This is a genomic window from Acidocella sp. C78, from assembly GCF_907164655.1.
The window spans coordinates 1-15,000 of record NZ_CAJQZK010000018.1; the positions used below are offsets into that span (position 1 = coordinate 1).

Here is a 15,000-nt window from a genome sequence, read left to right on the forward strand (position 1 = left end):
TGCTGAGCGACATGCTTTCCTGGCCGCCGGCGATGACGATGTCGGATTGGCCGGACATTACCTGCTGGGCGGCGAGTGCCACGGCACGCAGGCCGGAGCCGCAGACCTGGTTGATGCCGAAGGCGGTCTTGGCATCGGGGATGCCGGCGTTGCGCGCGGCCTGGCGGGCGGGATTCTGGCCGGCGCCGGCGGCGAGCACCTGGCCGAGGATCACCTCGTCGACGTCCTCGGGGGAAAGACCGGCGCGCTCCATCGCGGCCCGTAGCGCGACCTCGCCAGCACATGCGCCGGGGTGGCGGCAAAGGCGCCGTTGAAGCTGCCGACCGGCGTGCGCGCCGCGGCGGCGATGACGATGTCGTCCATTGAGCTGCTCCTCCGTCTTGTTCGTGCGACGCAGCATAGACCCTTGCGGCGGCAAGGGCTACAGCCCGGCCACCCATTCGCCGAATGGTTGCCATAGGGCTTTCGGCGCACTCATGCCGGCGATCATGCCGATATGCCCGGCATCCGGCGCGATGACCGCGGCGCCGGGGATGGATGCGGCGAGGGCGGCGGCGGATGCCGGGGGAACCAGCCGGTCCCGCGCCGGGGTCGCGACCAGGGTGGGGCAGGCGAGGGCGGCCGGGTTCACCGGCAGGCCGGCGACGCGCCAGGCGCCGCGCGCAGGGGTGTTTTCGCCATACCAGCCGCCGAGGGTTTCGCGGGCGACCGGGGCGGCGAGCGGCACGCCATCGTTCAGCCAGTCTTCCAGCGCGACGAAGCGGATGGCGCGCGGGCTTTCGGGATCGAGCGCGGCGAAGGCGCGGTATTTGGCGGTGACGCCGAACGGGTCGAGGGTTGCGAACAGGGTTTGCAGCGCGTCGATCGGCAGCGTGCCGGTGGCGGCCATCAGCGGTTCGAGGATCGGCAGGCTGGTGGCGAGGCTGCGCGCCGCCGCCGGGTCCTCGGCGTGGAAGTCCCACGGGGTCGCCAGCAGGGCGAGGCCGCGGAGGCGGGCGGGCGCGCGCAGCGCCGCGGCGAGGGCGAGCAACCCGCCCATGCAGTAGCCGACCAGGATGACCGGGCGATCGAGTGCCGCGAGAGCGCGGTCGAGCCGGCCGGCGATGTAGTCGGTGAGGGTGAATCGCCGCTCGGCGGCGCCGGGCCAGCCCCAGTCGAGCAGCAGCGGATGGGTGCCGCGGGCGGCGAGGAAGCGGAGGAACGAGGCGTCTTCCGCGAGGTCGAGAATGTGCGCGCGGTTGACCAGGCTGGGGACGAAGAACAGCGTGGGTCCGGTGCCGCCGTAATCGAGCAGGCGGGTTTCGCCTTCGCTCCAGAGAACCGGCTTGTCGGCCAGGGCGCGGCGCCAGGGATGGCGGCGATAGGCGGCGATGCCGGCGAGCAGGGCGGCGTCCTGCGCGAGCGCCTCGCGCACCACCGCGGCGGCGAAGTCAGGGGCCGCCAGGCCCTCCGTCGCGTTCCAGTGCGGCCAGACGTGCCTCAAGTTCGGCAATGCGGCGATGGAGGCGTTCGACCGCATCGCCGCCAGCATCAGGTGCAGCAGCAGCGGGCGGGGGCCGCGGCGTTCCATCGGCCCGGGGGCGTCGGTGCGGCTCATGACGGGACATCGCCTCGGCGGCGCCGATCGCCGCGGTCGCGGCACCGGCCCAGAGGGTCATCAGCCCGGTCCAGGCTTCGCGCCACTCGCGGTCCTGCGCCATGGCGGCGAGCTCGCTCTGCCAGAGCGTGATCCAGTCGCGCGCGAGATCGGCGAGGCGCGTCTCCGCGTCCGGCGGTTCGGCTTTGTGCTTGTCGCCCGGTCCGGCGTCTGTCATGAGGCATCCTGGCAACCACGCTGCGTTAGCGCTGTCCTAGCGCGAAAGGCGGGCTTTCCGCCAGTGGCCGCCGGACGGGAGATGATCATGCCGCCGGCTTTCGTCGCGACCGGGTTTTGTGTCGGCCTGCTGATCGGGCTCACCGGGGTGGGCGGCGGCTCGGTGATGACGCCGATCCTGGTGCTTGTGTTCGGTATCCGCGCCACCACCGCGATCGGCACCGATCTGCTGTTTGCCGCCAGCACCAAGGCGTTCGGCACGGCGGTGCATGGCGCGAACCGGACGGTGGCGTGGCGGGTGGTCTGGCGGCTTGGCGCCGGCAGCCTGCCCGGGGCGGTTGCGGCGATCGCGCTGCTCGGGCGACTCGGCGTTCACGGGGCGGTGGCGAACCGGCTGAGCCTCGGGCTCCTTGGCGCGATGTTGCTGCTCGCGGCCGCCTCGCTCGCGGCGAAACCGTGGATCGCGCGGCGCGGCGGCGGGGGGGGGCGCGGGTGCCGCCCGCCTGGATGACGATCGTGCTTGGCTTCGGGCTTGGTGTCACGGTCACGCTCTCGTCGGTGGGGGCGGGCGCGCTGGGGACGGTGGCGCTGATGTATCTGTATCCGGAACTGTCGCTGGCCGAGGTGGTCGGCTCGGATATCGCCCATGCGGTGCTGCTCACGCTCGTGGCCGGGTTCGGGCGACTCTGGCTGCACGGGATCGACGCGCCGATGCTCGGTGCGCTGCTCGCCGGTTCGCTGCCCGGTGTTGCCATCGGCAGCCTGCTGGTCAAGCGCGCGCCGGAGCGGGTGCTGCGCTACGCCCTTGCCGGGATGCTCGGCCTGGTCGGCGCCCGGATGCTGCTGGATCTCGCCTGAGGCGGCGCTGGCGTTCGCGGTGCGTCTCTGTCATGGTGGTGCATTGCAAACAGCCGAACCAACGGCGACCGCGTTCCACGCCTTGCGACGAGGGGAAAGGGCGAAGATAATGGCTCAGACGCCGGACGGCACCAAGCCGATCGTCATCAAGAAATACGCCAACCGGCGCTTGTACAACACGGAAAGCTCGACCTACATCACGCTCGAGACCCTGTCGGAGATGGTCCGCGAGGGCCGCGACTTCGAGGTGTTCGACGCGAAATCCGGCGAGGATATCACCCGCGCGGTGCTGACGCAGATCATCGTCGAGGAGGAGAGCAAGGTCGGGCAGGCGATGCTGCCGACCAATTTCCTCCGCCAGCTCATCGGGCTTTACGGCAACAACATGCAGGGCGTGGTGCCGCGCTTTCTCGAACAGGCGATGAGCCAGTTCAGCCGCCAGCAATCGCAGATGCGCGCGGCGATGCAGCAGACCATGGGCAATTTCATGCCGCCGGGGATGGAAGAGATCGGCCGGCAGAACATGGCGATGATGGAGCGGGCGATGAGCCTGTTCTCGCCCTTCGCGCTGCAGGGCGAGGCGGCCGCGCCCGCCGCCGACGAGCAGACGAGCGCCGAGGAGATCGACGCGTTGCGCGCCGAGGTCGAGCGGTTGCAGGGCGAGGTCGCGGCACTTCGGGCCAAGGCGCCGAAGCGCGGCTGACAATGGCCTTGCCGGCGGGGCGCGGGTGAGCGGGCGGACGGTTCTGGTCAGCGGCGCCGCGGGGTTTGTCGGCCGGGCGGTGACCGCGCGACTGGCGGCTTCGGGTGCGGAGGTTGTGGTCGCGTTGCGGCGGGCCCGCGCGGTTCCGGGCGCCGCGCGGGCGGTGGATGCGGGCGATCTGGCCGCGCCGGCGCCCGCCCTCGCGGCGGCGATGCGCGGGGTGGATGCGGTGGTGCATGCCGCCGGGCTCGCCCATCGCACCGGCGTCGATCCGGCGGCGCTGGCGGCGGCGAACGTGACGGCGGCGCGGCGGGTGGCGGAGGAGGCGGTGGCGCGCGGGGTGCGCCGGCTGGTTCTCGTCTCCTCGGCGGCGGTGTTCGGCAAGCAGCATGACGGGAGTTTCAGCGAAGCGAGCCCGCCCCGGCCCGATGATGCCTATGCGGCGAGCAAGCTCGACGGCGAGGCGGCGGTGCGCGCGGCGGTGGCCGGCAGCGCCACGCGGCTGGTGATCGTCAGGCCCTGCGCGGTGGTCGGGCCGGGCTGCGCGGGCAATATTCCGCGGCTGGTGAGGCTGATTCGCCGCGGGTTGCCGCTGCCCTTCGGCGCCATCGGCAATGCCCGCAGCTTCATCGCGGTGGATGATCTGGCGGCGCTGATCGAGCGGGCGGCGGTGGCCGGGGACGTGCCGGATTGCGTGATCGGCGCGCATCCCGAGCCGGTGTCGACGCCGGAGCTGATCCGCGCGCTGGCCGGCGGGCTGGGCCGGAAGGTCGTGCTGCTGCCGGTGCCGGCCTCATGGCTGGGGGCGGCGGCGCGCATGGCCGGGCAGGGGGAATTGTGGCGCAGCTTCGCCGGATCGTTCCGCGCCGATGTTTCGCTGGCCCGGCACTCCCTCGGGTTTTCGGCGCCGACGCCGGTGCGCGCGGCGCTGGAGGCGACCGCGTCGGCCTTGCGGTAATCGGTTACCGCTCGCCGATCCGCTTGACGGAGCGGCGGAATTCGCGCATAGGCCGCCCATCGCAAGGATGATGTCACGAGGACTCCCGTCATGAAGACCACCGTTTCGCTGAAACCGGCGGACGTGCAGAAGGACTGGGTGCTGATCGATGCCGACGGGCTGGTGCTCGGCCGGCTCGCCGCCCTGATCGCCAACCGCCTGCGCGGCAAGCACAAGCCGCAATTCACCCCGCATGTCGATTGCGGCGACCACATCATCGTCGTCAACGCCGACAAGGTGACGGTGACGGGCAAGAAGATGGACGATTCCACCTTCTATTATCACACCGGTTATCCCGGCGGGATCAAGGGGCGGACGATCCGCCAGCGCCTGGACGGGAAGAACCCGGAAAGCGTCATCGAGAAGGCGGTGGAGCGGATGATCACCCGCGGCCCGCTGCAGCGCCAGCAGATGAAGAACCTGCATGTCTATGTCGGCCCGTCGCACCCGCATCACGGCCAGCAGCCGAAGACGCTCGACGTCGGGGCGCTGAACCGCAAGAACATCAACCGTAACGCGAGGGCGTGAACATGTCCGGAACCGGTACGCTCGCCGATCTGAAGACCATCATCACCCCGACCGCCGGGGTTGCCGCCGAGGCCGATGCGCCGAAGCGCGAACCCAAGCGCGATGCGCTCGGCCGCTCCTACGCCACCGGCCGCCGCAAGGATGCGGTCGCCCGCGTGTGGATCAAGCCGGGCAAGGGCGAGATCGTGATCAATGGCCGCAAGGCGGCGCAGTATTTCGCCCGCCCCGTGCTGCGGATGCTGATCACCCAGCCCTTCCTCGTCGCTGACCGTTACAACCAGTTCGACGTGATGGCGACCGTCACCGGCGGTGGGCTTTCGGGCCAGGCCGGCGCGGTGCGGCACGGCATCTCCCGCGCGCTCACCTATTACGAGCCCGAGCTGCGCGGCATTCTGAAGGCCGCGGGCTTCCTGACCCGCGACCCGCGCACGGTCGAGCGCAAGAAATACGGCAAGGCGAAGGCCCGCCGGAGCTTCCAGTTCTCGAAGCGCTGAGCGGATCTTTTCACATCGTGCGCCGCCCCGGTTCCGTCCGGGGTGGTTGGCATTTGTGCCGGCTGGCTTTTTTTGTCACTTTCCCGCATGGCCGCCTCCGGCCCCTGGGGCGGATGGTGGTCCGGGATCGAGAGATATATCGGAATAGGGGTCGATGACCGCAGCGCGGGACGAGTTTGGCAATTTGCGCCTCGATGAGCAGCTCTGCTTCGCGCTCTATGCCGCTACGCACGCGATCACCCGGGTGTATCGGCCGCTGCTGGCCGAGCTGGGCCTGACCTATCCGCAATATATCGTGCTGCTGGTGCTGTTCGAGCGCCGGGAATCGACGGTGAACGGCATTGCCGAGGCGCTGAAGCTCGATGCGGCGACCGTGACCCCCCTGCTCAAGCGCCTGGCCGAGGCCGGGTTCGTCTCGCGGGAGCGTAGCCAGGACGATGAGCGCGTGGTCATCGTGCGGCTGACCGCGAAGGCCGAGGCCGCCGCGCCCCGGCTTGCGGCGATCCAGAACAGCGTGCGCTGCCGCGCCGGTCTCGACGCCGGGCAATTCGAGACCCTGCGCGCAGAGCTTGTCGCGCTGACTGATCGGTTGTGCCGCGACGACGAGGCGTTGTCCTGACGCGCTGACCGTCGGGATTGCCGCGCCGGCGCGGCGATCAGCGTTTGAGATGGGTTTCGACGGCCGCGGCCATGCGATCCGCGGCGCGGTCGAGCATGAGCTGGTCGTCCGACTTGACCTCGAAGGTTCTGGCCATCAGTTCCTGGCCTGACCGCACATCCAGCAGATAGGCCTTCATGTAGACGATCAGATCGCTGACCCGGTGCAGCGTGCCGACGAACAGGAAACCTGCCCCGGCCTGCCTGGCGGCGGCCACGAGGCAGGAGGCGCAGGTCGAGGGGTGGTCGTAGTCGGCGTCGATCCGCTTCATGCGGGCGAGGGTCTCGCCGGTGCCGATGGCCCTGGCCGGGCCCGCGCGATCGAGATCCGCCCGTATGCGCGCCGCAGCATCGCGGAGCCAGAGATGCTGGTCGGCGACGATGGCGGGGCGCTGATCGGCGGCGGTGTCGAACAGGTCGAACGGGGCGACGAACACGGTGGGGCGCTGCATCGCGGCGCGGGCGCCGCCGGCGCCGGGGCCGATCAGCGCGAGGGCGCACGCGGCGAGGACGAACCCGCCGCGCATGTCGTCAGCTCACCTTGCCGTGGCAGTATTTGTATTTCTTGCCCGAACCGCAGGGGCAGGCCGCGTTGCGCGGCGTTGCGGCCCAGGTTTCCGGCCGGTCGGGATCGACCGATTCGGCGCGGTAGGTGCTGACCGCCATTTCCGGCGCCAGAGCAGGCTGCGGCTCGGCGAGGGCGACGCCGTCATAGGCCTGGCTGGCCGGGTGGCTGGTGAGCATGGAGGCCGGGTCGAAGGCCGGTGCCGGCGCGGTTGCCGGGTCGGTCCCGAGTTCGACATGGGCGAGCACGGAGGAGACCTGTTCCTTGAGGTCTTCGAGCATCGCGGTGAACAGGGCGAAGGCCTCGGCCTTGTATTCGTTGAGCGGATCGCGCTGGCCATAGGCGCGCAGGCCAATGCCCTGGCGCAGATGGTCGAGGGCGAGGAGATGCTCCTTCCAGAGATGATCGAGCGTTTGCAGCAGGATCGATTTTTCCAGGAAGCGCATGAAGTCGGGGCCGAAATTGGCGGCCTTGGCGGCCATTTGGGCCTCGACCGCCTCGCTGATGCGCTCGCGCAGGTGGTTCTCGTCGATGCCTTCCTCGGCCGCCCAGTCGGCAACCGGCAGGTCGAGCCCGAACACCCGCTTCACGTCCTCGGCGAGTTCCACGCTCTCCCACTGCTCGGCATAGGCTTTTTCGGGTATGCGGCGGTCGACCATCTGGGCGATCGTGTCGGCGCGCATCTCGCCGATCACGTCGGCGACGCTTTCGGCGCGCATGAACTCGCGGCGCTGGGCATAGACCTCCTTGCGCTGGTTGTTCATCACGTCGTCGTATTTCAGGAGGTTCTTGCGGGTGTCGAAATTCCGCGCCTCGACCTTTTTCTGCGCCTTTTCCAGCGCCTTGTTGATCCAGGGATGGATGATTGCCTCGCCGTCCTTGAGGCCGAGCTTCTCCAGCATCGGGCCCATCCGGTCGGAGCCGAAGATCCGCATCAGGTCGTCTTCGAGCGAGAGGAAGAAGCGCGAGGCGCCGGGGTCGCCCTGGCGGCCGGAGCGGCCACGCAGCTGGTTGTCGACCCGCCGGCTTTCGTGCCGCTCGGTGCCGATGACGAACAGGCCCCCGGCCGAATGGACAATGTCGTGCGCGGCCTCGATTTCGGCGCGGATCGCGGCTTCGCGCGCGGGGCGGTCGGCTTCGGGCAGCTTCTCCAGCTCGGTCTTCAGGCGCATTTCGAGATTGCCGCCGAGCTTGATGTCGGTGCCGCGGCCGGCCATGTTGGTCGCGATGGTGACCGCTCCCGGCGCGCCGGCCTCGGCGACGATCGCCGCTTCCTGCTCGTGGAACCGGGCATTGAGCACGGCATGGGGAATTTTCCGGCTGTTGAGCAGGCCGGAGATGATCTCGGATTTCTCGATCGAGGTGGTGCCGACCAGAACCGGCTGCTGGCGGGCGCGGCATTCCTCGATCAGCGCTGCGACAGCCTCGTATTTCTCATCGGCCGAGCGATAGACCTCGTCGTCGCTGTCCTTGCGGGCGACGGGCACATTGGTGGGGATCTCGACGACCGCGAGCTTGTAGATCTCGTCGAACTCGTCGGCTTCGGTCATGGCGGTGCCGGTCATGCCGGACAGCTTGGGGTAGAGGCGGAAATAGTTCTGGAATGTGATCGAGGCGAGGGTCTGGTTCTCGCGCTCGACGGTGACGTGCTCCTTGGCTTCCAGAGCCTGGTGCAGCCCGTCGGAATAGCGCCTTCCCTCCATCATGCGGCCGGTGAACTCGTCAATGATGATGACCTGGCCGTCCTTGACGATATAGTCGACGTCACGAGTGAACAGCGTATGGGCGCGCAGCGACTGGTTCGTGTGATGCACCAGCGAGATGTTGAACACGTCGTAGAGATTGCCCTCGGTGAGCAGCCCGGCCTCGGCGAGCATCTGCTCGACCCGTTCGGAACCAAGCTCGGTGAGGTTCACCGTCTTGAACTTCTCGTCCTTGTCGTAGGTCGCCGGGTCTTCCACCAGGCGTTTCACGATGCCGTCGACCTCGTTGTACAGCTCGGTCGGTTCGTCGGAAGGGCCGGAGATGATCAGCGGGGTGCGGGCCTCGTCGATCAGGATCGAGTCGACTTCGTCGACGATCGCGTAGTTGAAATCGCGCTGGACCATGTCGGCGAGCGCGTATTTCATGTTGTCGCGCAGATAGTCGAAGCCGAATTCGTTGTTGGTACCGTAGGTGATGTCGGCCGCATAGGCCTCGCGCCGTGCATCGTCCTCAAGCCCGGGCACGATCACGCCGACCGACAGGCCGAGGAAATTGTAGAGCCGGCCCATCCAGCCGGCGTCGCGCCGGGCGAGATAGTCATTGACGGTGACGACATGCACGCCCTTGCCGGTGAGGGCGTTGAGATAGACCGGCAGGGTGCCGACCAGGGTCTTGCCCTCGCCGGTCTTCATCTCGGCGATCTTGCCGTCGTGCAGCACCATGCCGCCGATCATCTGGACATCGAAATGACGCATCCCGAGCACCCGTTTCGATGCCTCGCGGCAGACCGCGAAGGCCTCGGGGAGCAGGCGGTCGAGCGGTTCGCCGCCGGCCAGCCGGCCGCGGAATTCCGCCGTCTTTGCCTGGAGCGCCGCGTCGTCGAGAGCTTCGAGGGCGGATTCGTGGGCGTTGATTTCGGCGACGCGACGGCGATAGGCTTTCAGCGCACGGTCGTTGCTGGTGCCGATGATGGCGCGGGCGATGCTTGAGAACATGATGACGCGAGCTTCCGGTCTATCCGCTGGTCTGAACCTGTCCGTCCCGACTGGTCTGGGTTGCGCGGCAGCCTGGCCGCGCGCATCCGTGCGGGCAGCCGACTGCAATCGGATCATTGACATAGGAGTGCGCGCCGGTCTGGTCAAATCGCGCGCGGCAGGAGCGCGCGCAGCGTGCGGCAGGCCCGTTGCAGTATCGGGAATTCTGCGTGCTGCCCGGCCGGGCCCGCTTGCAGGCGTCGAACGCTTCAGCCATGGTGCGGCCGTTTTGAATCAGGGACCAGCAGCATGAAGCGTTCTCTTTCAGGGTTTTCGGCCGGCTTCGCTCTCTCGGCGGTGATGGCGCTCGGCCTTTGCGGCCCGGCCTTCGCCGCCACGGGCAGCGACGCGGCGGCACCTGCGGCGGCCAAGCCCGCGGCTAAGACGCAGAAGGATACGGTCGTCGCGATCGTCAATGGCCACGACATCCATCTCTCCGATGTCGCCAAGGCGGCGCAGAGCCTGCCGCCGCAGCTGCAGAACGCGCCGCCGCAGGAACTCTTCCCGGTCCTGCTCAACCGGCTGGTCGATGAGCGCGCCCTGCTGATCCGGGCCCGCAAGGCCGGCACGGCGAAGGACCCGAAAGTGGCGGCGGAGATGAAGGCGGCGGCGGACCAGGCGCTGGAGCGCGGCTATCTGCGGGCGCTGGTCGAGCCGAAACTGACCGACGCCGCGGTGAAGGCCTATTACGAGGCGCACTACGTCAAGGCGAAGCAGCCGGAGGAGGTCAAGGCCAGGCAGATCCTGGTCAAGACCAAGGCGGAGGCGGAAAAGGTGATCGCCGAACTCGGCAAGGGGGCGAAGTTCGCCGATCTCGCCAAGAAATACAGCATCGACCCCGGCGCCAAGAACGGCGGCGAACTCGGCTGGTTCACCAAGCAGGAGATGGTCAAGCCCTTCGCCGATGCCGCCTTCGCGCTCAAGCCCGGCACTTATACGAAGACGCCGGTGCAATCGCAGTTCGGCTGGCACGTGATCGAGAGCGAAGGGAAGCGCGAGAAGCCTGTGCCTGCGCTGGACGATGTGAAGGACCAGATCCGGCAGCGGATCACCAACGCGGCGGTGACCAAGGTGTTGCAGGACGCGCGCAAGGGGCTGAACATCAAATTGTTCAATCCGGATGGCACGCCGGCGCAGGACGGCGGCGCAGTGCCCGCGAAGAACTGAGCGCGGGCCCGTGGCGAAGGATCTGCCGGTATCGCCGCTGGCGGTGAGCATGCCGGACCTTCCGGCGGTGGGCGGCGTGCGGTTTGCCACCGCCGCCGCCGGCATCCGCTATCGCGGGCGGGACGATGTCCTGCTCGCGGCCTTCGATCCGGGCACGACCGTCGCGGGTGTCTTTACCCGTAACAAATGCCCTGGCGCGCCGGTGAGCTGGTGCCGCGAGATCCTGCCCGGCGGGGTGGCGCGCGGCCTGGTGGTCAATGCCGGCAATGCCAACGTGTTCAACGGCGCCGCCGGGGCTGCGGCGGCCCGGCTGAGCGCCGAGTCCGCGGCGCGCGTGCTCGGCTGCCCGGCCGAGGAGGTGTTTCTGGCCTCGACCGGGGTGATCGGCGAGCCAATGCCGGCCGAGCGGATCGTCGCGGTCATGGATGCGCTCGCGGCCGGCCTGACGCCGGATCGTTGGGCGGAGTCGGCGCGTGCGATCATGACCACCGACACGTTTCCGAAGGCAGCGACCCGGACGGCGCGTCTCGGCGGTGTCGAGGTGCGGATTTCCGGCATCGCCAAGGGTAGCGGCATGATCGCGCCCGACATGGCGACGATGCTGGCCTTCATCGTCACCGACGCCGCCCTGCCGGCGGCGACACTGCAAGCGCTGCTCGGCCGCGGCGTCGGGCCGAGTTTCAACTCGATCACGGTTGATTCCGACACCTCGACGTCCGACACGGTGCTGCTGTTCGCCACCGGGGCCGCGGGCAACCCGCCGGTGACCGAGGCGCGGGGGCTCGCCGCCTTCCGCCGGGCGCTGGAGGAGGTGCTGCACGATCTTGCCCTGATGGTGGTGCGGGATGGCGAGGGGGCGCGCAAGCTGATCGAGGTCAACGTCGCCGGCGCGGTCTCGGCGCGGTCGGCGCGGCGGGTCGGGCTCGCCATTGCCAATTCGCCGCTGGTCAAGACCGCGATCGCCGGCGAGGACGCGAATTGGGGGCGGATCGTCATGGCGGTGGGCAAGGCCGGCGAGCCGGCCGAGCGGGACCGGCTGGCGGTGGCGGTCGGCGGCGTGTGGATGGCGCGCGCGGGCCGGGTGGTGGAAGGGTATGACGAGGCCCCGGTGGTGGCGCATATGCGCGGGGCGGAAATCCGTATCGATGTCGATCTCGGCATGGGCCGGGGCCGTGCCAGGGTTTGGACCTGCGACCTGACGCACGGCTATATCGACATCAACGGCAGCTATCGCAGCTGAAGCGAAGGCCCGCGCGCGGTGCGGGCCATTTGCCGTCTCCGGTAAATTCACGATTTCGTGATCGTGAGACTGGTCCGCAGCGTCATCTGTTTTCCTCTCTGCCGCGTAATTGCTGCATGAGGTCGCCGCCGGCGACCGAGCAGAGGAGACCACAGACCATGAAGCTCAGCCATATCGCCCTCGGTGCCGCCCTTGCCGTCGCCGCCTGCGGCACCGCTTTTGCCGCCATGATGGACCATTCCGTCATGGTCGGAGGCGCGCCGATGTATCCGAGCCGGAATATCGTGCAGAACGCGGTGAATTCGAAGGACAACACCACGCTGGTCGCCGCGGTGAAGGCTGCCGGCCTCGTCAAGGCGCTGGAGGGCAAGGGGCCGTTCACCGTGTTCGCGCCGACCAACGAGGCGTTCGACATGTTGCCCAAGGGGACGGTGCCGACGCTTCTCGAGCCGAAGAACAAGGCGATGCTCACCTCGATCCTGCTGTATCACGTCGTTCCCGGCGATTTCACCTTCGCGACGCTGCGCGCCGACATCGAGGGGCATGGCGGGATGGTCAAGCTGCCGACTCTCGACAAGGGGCAGGACCTGACGCTGCGGATGAACGGCCCGCACAATATCGAGGTCGTGGACGAGAAGGGCAACGTCGCCCAGATCGAGACCTATGACGTGAACCAGTCGAACGGCGTCATCCAGGTGATCGACCGGGTACTGATGCCCTGATGGAGCCTCATCCGATCGGATGGAACCATCTTATCGGGTAAGGATGCTGTCATCATCGACATGAAAGAGCACTCCATCCGATCCGGACGGATCGGAAAGCGCTGAAGCAGAAGCGCCGCGACAACGCGGGCGATGCGGGGAGCCAGCGGCCTGTGTCGCTGGCTTTGCCGTGATTGGACGCGGCGCTTCGGCATCCTCTTGATGCCACGTCTGCCTTGGCGCAGAACGTTATGGCACTGAAAATAGGGGGTGACCGTGAGTCTCAGGGGCAAGGTTGCGCTGGTGACAGGTTCGACCAGCGGCATCGGTCTCGGGATTGCCCGCGCGCTGGCGGCGCAGGGTGCCGATATCATGCTCAACGGATTTGGCGATACGGCGAAGATCGAGGCGCTGCGGGCAGCCCTCGCCGACGAGTTCGGCGTGCGGGTGGCGTTCGACGGCGCCGACCTGACGAAGGCGGCGGAAATCCGGCGACTGGTCGAACGGACGGAGGCGGAACTCGGCACGGTTGACATTCTGGTGAACAATGCCGGCATCCAGCATGTCGCGCCGGTGGAGGATTTCCCCGACGAGAAATGGGACGCGGTGATCGCGCTCAATCTCACCGCCGTATTCCATGGGATGAAGGCCGCCGTGCCGCTGATGCGCCGGCGGGGATGGGGGCGGATCGTGAACATCGCCTCCGCCCACGGGCTGGTGGCGAGCGGGCAGAAGATCGCCTATGTCGCCGCGAAGCACGGTGTGGTCGGGGCCACCAAGACGGTCGCCATCGAGTGCGCGAATGACGGGATCACGGTGAATGCGGTCTGTCCGGGCTGGGTGCTGACGCCGCTGGTCGAAGCGCAGATCGAGGCGCGCGCCGCCTCGAACCGCACAACCGTGCAGGATGAGTCCAGGGCTCTGCTCGCCGAGAAGCAGCCGATGCTCGAATTCACCACCCCGGCGAAGATCGGCGCGTTCGTCGTGTTCCTCTGCTCGGATGGTGCCTCGACGATCACCGGCGCGGCGCTGTCGATCGATGGAGGCTGGGTTGCCCAGTGAGCACGACGAGGCGGCGCATGTCGCCGCATTGCTGCGGCGCGGGGCGGAGCTGAAACTTGCTCTGGCCGCATCACCGCAGCCGGTTCTGGATGTGGTCGGCGTGTGCGAAGCGGCCATCCGCGCCGGGAACAAGCTGATGTTCTGCGGCAATGGCGGGTCGGCGGCGGATTCGCAGCACCTGGCGACGGAACTGCTGATCCGTCTGCGCGGCAGCGTTGCCCGCGACTCCTGGCCGGCGCTGGCGCTGACGCTTGACCCCGCGGCGTTGACTGCCGCGGGGAACGATTTCGGGTTCGACGAGGTGTTCGCGCGGCCACTGTCCGGCCTCGGCCGCGCCGGCGACGTGCTGTTCGGGATCACGACATCCGGGCGCTCGCCCTCGGTGCTGCGGGCGCTGAAAGTGGCGCGCGGGATGGGGGTCGTCACCATCGGGCTGCTCGGCGGCGACGGGGGGCCGGCGCTTGCGCTGTGCGACCACGCGCTCGTGGTGCCGGACAGCACCACGGCGCGGATCCAGGAATGCCACATCACCCTGGGTCACATCATCCTCGAACTTCTGGAAGACCGGCTGACGGAGCGCCGCGGGTGAAGGTCCTGCTCACCGGCGCGGCCGGGTTCATCGGCTATCACGTCGCCGAAGCCCTGCTCGGGCGCGGCGCGCGGGTGGTCGGGGTGGATGATCTCAATCCGTATTACGACGTCAGGCTGAAGCAGGCCCGGCTGGAGCGGCTCGCTGCGCATGAGGGGTTCCGCTTTTACCGGGCGGATATCGCCGATCATGCTGCGCTGCGGGCGGCGGGGGATGGCTGGGATCTGATCGTCCATCTCGCGGCCCAGGCGGGGGTGCGTTACTCGATCGATAATCCGTTCGCCTATGCCGCGGCGAACATGACGGGCCATCTGTCAGTGCTTGAACTGGCGCGGCACTCGCCCGGCCTGCGGCATCTCGTCTATGCAAGTTCGTCATCGGTCTATGGCGCCGGAACGCCGCTGCCTTACGCCGAGACGGCGCGGGCGGACCGGCCGCAATCGCTTTACGCTGCGACCAAGCGGGCCGACGAAATGATGAGCGCGGCCTACGCCCATCTTTATGGCCTGCGTCAGACCGGCTTGCGGTTTTTCACGGTGTACGGACCGTGGGGCCGGCCGGATATGGCGTATTTCGGGTTCGCCGAGGCGATCATGGCGGGCCGGCCGATCACCCTTTACGACGGCGGCACGCTGAAACGCGACTTCACCTATATCGACGACATCGTCGCCGGGGTGATGGGGGTGATCGACCATGCCCCCTCGAACGCCGGCGAACACCGGGTTTTCAACATCGGCAATCACCGGGCGGAGTTCGTGCGCGATCTCGTGCACCTCCTCGAGGCGGAACTGGGGCGCAAGGCGATGATCGTGGACGCGCCGCGCCCTGCTGCCGACCCTGTGGAGACCTGCGCAGACCTTTCGGCGCTCAACGCATTGACCGGTTATC

The 15,000-nt window shown here is 68.3% G+C and carries 17 protein-coding genes and 1 pseudogene (1 of these 18 only partly in view); 13 read left to right on the forward strand and 5 right to left on the reverse strand.

Features of this window, described 5'->3' with window-relative positions:
* From ACIDOCELLA78_RS000000107325 to ACIDOCELLA78_RS000000107335, 3 genes and pseudogenes are all read right to left on the reverse strand, one after another.
* Nucleotides 1–363: pseudogene (locus ACIDOCELLA78_RS000000107325) on the reverse strand (beta-ketoacyl synthase N-terminal-like domain-containing protein); the annotation flags it as partial.
* 58 nt (nucleotides 364–421) lie between these two features.
* Nucleotides 422–1,531, reverse strand: a complete 1,110-nt coding sequence (locus tag ACIDOCELLA78_RS000000107330; RefSeq protein ID WP_374223259.1) for an alpha/beta fold hydrolase — start codon at nucleotides 1,529–1,531, stop codon at nucleotides 422–424.
* Nucleotides 1,431–1,814, reverse strand: a complete 384-nt coding sequence (locus ACIDOCELLA78_RS000000107335) for a hypothetical protein (protein ID WP_249676081.1) — start codon at nucleotides 1,812–1,814, stop codon at nucleotides 1,431–1,433. The genes ACIDOCELLA78_RS000000107330 and ACIDOCELLA78_RS000000107335 overlap by 101 nt, the downstream gene beginning before the upstream one ends.
* Nucleotides 1,815–1,901: 87 nt before the next feature.
* Between ACIDOCELLA78_RS000000107335 and ACIDOCELLA78_RS000000107340 the strand changes: the two genes are divergently transcribed.
* The 7 genes from ACIDOCELLA78_RS000000107340 to ACIDOCELLA78_RS000000107370 all read left to right on the forward strand — a co-directional run bounded on the left by ACIDOCELLA78_RS000000107340 (nucleotide 1,902) and on the right by ACIDOCELLA78_RS000000107370 (nucleotide 6,012).
* The gene (locus tag ACIDOCELLA78_RS000000107340) at nucleotides 1,902–2,324 is read left to right on the forward strand and encodes a sulfite exporter TauE/SafE family protein (protein WP_283770843.1); all 423 of its coding nucleotides are present in this window, start codon (nucleotides 1,902–1,904) and stop codon (nucleotides 2,322–2,324) included.
* Nucleotides 2,321–2,671, forward strand: a complete 351-nt coding sequence (locus tag ACIDOCELLA78_RS000000107345) for a sulfite exporter TauE/SafE family protein (protein WP_283770844.1) — start codon at nucleotides 2,321–2,323, stop codon at nucleotides 2,669–2,671. The genes ACIDOCELLA78_RS000000107340 and ACIDOCELLA78_RS000000107345 overlap by 4 nt, the downstream gene beginning before the upstream one ends.
* A gap of 109 nt (nucleotides 2,672–2,780) precedes the next feature.
* Nucleotides 2,781–3,374 carry a polyhydroxyalkanoate synthesis repressor PhaR gene (phaR, locus tag ACIDOCELLA78_RS000000107350; RefSeq protein WP_201729028.1) on the forward strand — a complete coding sequence of 198 codons (594 nt, stop codon included), beginning with the start codon at nucleotides 2,781–2,783 and terminating at the stop codon, nucleotides 3,372–3,374.
* Nucleotides 3,375–3,399: 25 nt separating this feature from the next.
* Nucleotides 3,400–4,332: an NAD-dependent epimerase/dehydratase family protein gene (locus tag ACIDOCELLA78_RS000000107355; RefSeq protein WP_201729029.1), complete on the forward strand. Its 933-nt coding sequence runs from the start codon at nucleotides 3,400–3,402 to the stop codon at nucleotides 4,330–4,332.
* A gap of 90 nt (nucleotides 4,333–4,422) precedes the next feature.
* Nucleotides 4,423–4,899 (forward strand): 50S ribosomal protein L13, encoded by a 477-nt coding sequence (rplM, locus tag ACIDOCELLA78_RS000000107360; RefSeq protein WP_201729030.1) that lies wholly within the window; start codon nucleotides 4,423–4,425, stop codon nucleotides 4,897–4,899.
* A 2-nt stretch (nucleotides 4,900–4,901) separates the two neighbouring features.
* Entirely contained in the window at nucleotides 4,902–5,393 is a 492-nt protein-coding gene (gene rpsI / locus ACIDOCELLA78_RS000000107365) for a 30S ribosomal protein S9 (RefSeq protein ID WP_201729031.1), read from the forward strand.
* Nucleotides 5,394–5,547: 154 nt separating this feature from the next.
* Nucleotides 5,548–6,012 carry a MarR family winged helix-turn-helix transcriptional regulator gene (locus ACIDOCELLA78_RS000000107370; protein WP_201729032.1) on the forward strand — a complete coding sequence of 155 codons (465 nt, stop codon included), beginning with the start codon at nucleotides 5,548–5,550 and terminating at the stop codon, nucleotides 6,010–6,012.
* A gap of 37 nt (nucleotides 6,013–6,049) precedes the next feature.
* Here ACIDOCELLA78_RS000000107370 and ACIDOCELLA78_RS000000107375 read toward each other — a convergent pair whose 3' ends face one another.
* Together ACIDOCELLA78_RS000000107375 and secA are read right to left on the reverse strand one after the other, a co-directional pair.
* On the reverse strand, nucleotides 6,050–6,577 hold the full coding sequence (locus ACIDOCELLA78_RS000000107375) for a DUF2380 domain-containing protein (protein WP_201729033.1): 528 nt from the start codon (nucleotides 6,575–6,577) through the stop codon (nucleotides 6,050–6,052).
* Nucleotides 6,578–6,581: 4 nt separating this feature from the next.
* A complete protein-coding gene (gene secA / locus ACIDOCELLA78_RS000000107380; RefSeq protein WP_201729034.1) occupies nucleotides 6,582–9,314 on the reverse strand; it encodes a preprotein translocase subunit SecA in 2,733 nt (910 codons plus the stop codon).
* A 288-nt stretch (nucleotides 9,315–9,602) separates the two neighbouring features.
* On the opposite strand from secA, the gene ACIDOCELLA78_RS000000107385 reads away from it, so the two are divergent.
* The 6 genes from ACIDOCELLA78_RS000000107385 to ACIDOCELLA78_RS000000107410 all read left to right on the forward strand — a co-directional run.
* Nucleotides 9,603–10,520 carry a peptidylprolyl isomerase gene (locus tag ACIDOCELLA78_RS000000107385; RefSeq protein WP_201729035.1) on the forward strand — a complete coding sequence of 306 codons (918 nt, stop codon included), beginning with the start codon at nucleotides 9,603–9,605 and terminating at the stop codon, nucleotides 10,518–10,520.
* Between the two features lie 10 nt (nucleotides 10,521–10,530).
* Nucleotides 10,531–11,760, forward strand: coding sequence for a bifunctional glutamate N-acetyltransferase/amino-acid acetyltransferase ArgJ (argJ, locus tag ACIDOCELLA78_RS000000107390; RefSeq protein ID WP_201729036.1), 1,230 nt, complete (start codon nucleotides 10,531–10,533; stop codon nucleotides 11,758–11,760).
* 158 nt (nucleotides 11,761–11,918) lie between these two features.
* On the forward strand, nucleotides 11,919–12,482 hold the full coding sequence (locus tag ACIDOCELLA78_RS000000107395; RefSeq protein ID WP_201729037.1) for a fasciclin domain-containing protein: 564 nt from the start codon (nucleotides 11,919–11,921) through the stop codon (nucleotides 12,480–12,482).
* Between the two features lie 255 nt (nucleotides 12,483–12,737).
* Nucleotides 12,738–13,523, forward strand: coding sequence for a 3-hydroxybutyrate dehydrogenase (locus ACIDOCELLA78_RS000000107400; RefSeq protein ID WP_201729081.1), 786 nt, complete (start codon nucleotides 12,738–12,740; stop codon nucleotides 13,521–13,523).
* The gene (locus tag ACIDOCELLA78_RS000000107405) at nucleotides 13,513–14,112 is read left to right on the forward strand and encodes an SIS domain-containing protein (protein ID WP_201729038.1); all 600 of its coding nucleotides are present in this window, start codon (nucleotides 13,513–13,515) and stop codon (nucleotides 14,110–14,112) included. The genes ACIDOCELLA78_RS000000107400 and ACIDOCELLA78_RS000000107405 overlap by 11 nt, the downstream gene beginning before the upstream one ends.
* Nucleotides 14,109–15,000: the 5' portion of an NAD-dependent epimerase/dehydratase family protein gene (locus ACIDOCELLA78_RS000000107410; protein WP_201729039.1), read on the forward strand. It continues 77 nt past the right edge of the window; only the first 892 of its 969 coding nucleotides appear in the window; it begins with the start codon at nucleotides 14,109–14,111; its stop codon lies off the right edge, out of view. Before ACIDOCELLA78_RS000000107405 ends, ACIDOCELLA78_RS000000107410 begins: the two co-directional genes overlap by 4 nt.

Excerpts from the sequence above, each read along its gene's own strand:
- secA (WP_201729034.1), bottom strand. The coding sequence starts at position 9,314 with ATGTTCTCAAGCATCGCCCGCGCCATCATCGGCACCAGCAACGACCGT.
- ACIDOCELLA78_RS000000107340 (WP_283770843.1), top strand. The coding sequence starts at position 1,902 with ATGCCGCCGGCTTTCGTCGCGACCGGGTTTTGTGTCGGCCTGCTGATC.
- rpsI (WP_201729031.1), top strand. The coding sequence starts at position 4,902 with ATGTCCGGAACCGGTACGCTCGCCGATCTGAAGACCATCATCACCCCG.
- ACIDOCELLA78_RS000000107375 (WP_201729033.1), bottom strand. The coding sequence starts at position 6,577 with ATGCGCGGCGGGTTCGTCCTCGCCGCGTGCGCCCTCGCGCTGATCGGC.
- ACIDOCELLA78_RS000000107345 (WP_283770844.1), top strand. The coding sequence starts at position 2,321 with ATGACGATCGTGCTTGGCTTCGGGCTTGGTGTCACGGTCACGCTCTCG.
- ACIDOCELLA78_RS000000107330 (WP_374223259.1), bottom strand. The coding sequence starts at position 1,531 with ATGCTGGCGGCGATGCGGTCGAACGCCTCCATCGCCGCATTGCCGAAC.
- ACIDOCELLA78_RS000000107370 (WP_201729032.1), top strand. The coding sequence starts at position 5,548 with ATGACCGCAGCGCGGGACGAGTTTGGCAATTTGCGCCTCGATGAGCAG.
- ACIDOCELLA78_RS000000107395 (WP_201729037.1), top strand. The coding sequence starts at position 11,919 with ATGAAGCTCAGCCATATCGCCCTCGGTGCCGCCCTTGCCGTCGCCGCC.
- ACIDOCELLA78_RS000000107335 (WP_249676081.1), bottom strand. The coding sequence starts at position 1,814 with ATGACAGACGCCGGACCGGGCGACAAGCACAAAGCCGAACCGCCGGAC.
- phaR (WP_201729028.1), top strand. The coding sequence starts at position 2,781 with ATGGCTCAGACGCCGGACGGCACCAAGCCGATCGTCATCAAGAAATAC.
- ACIDOCELLA78_RS000000107385 (WP_201729035.1), top strand. The coding sequence starts at position 9,603 with ATGAAGCGTTCTCTTTCAGGGTTTTCGGCCGGCTTCGCTCTCTCGGCG.
- rplM (WP_201729030.1), top strand. The coding sequence starts at position 4,423 with ATGAAGACCACCGTTTCGCTGAAACCGGCGGACGTGCAGAAGGACTGG.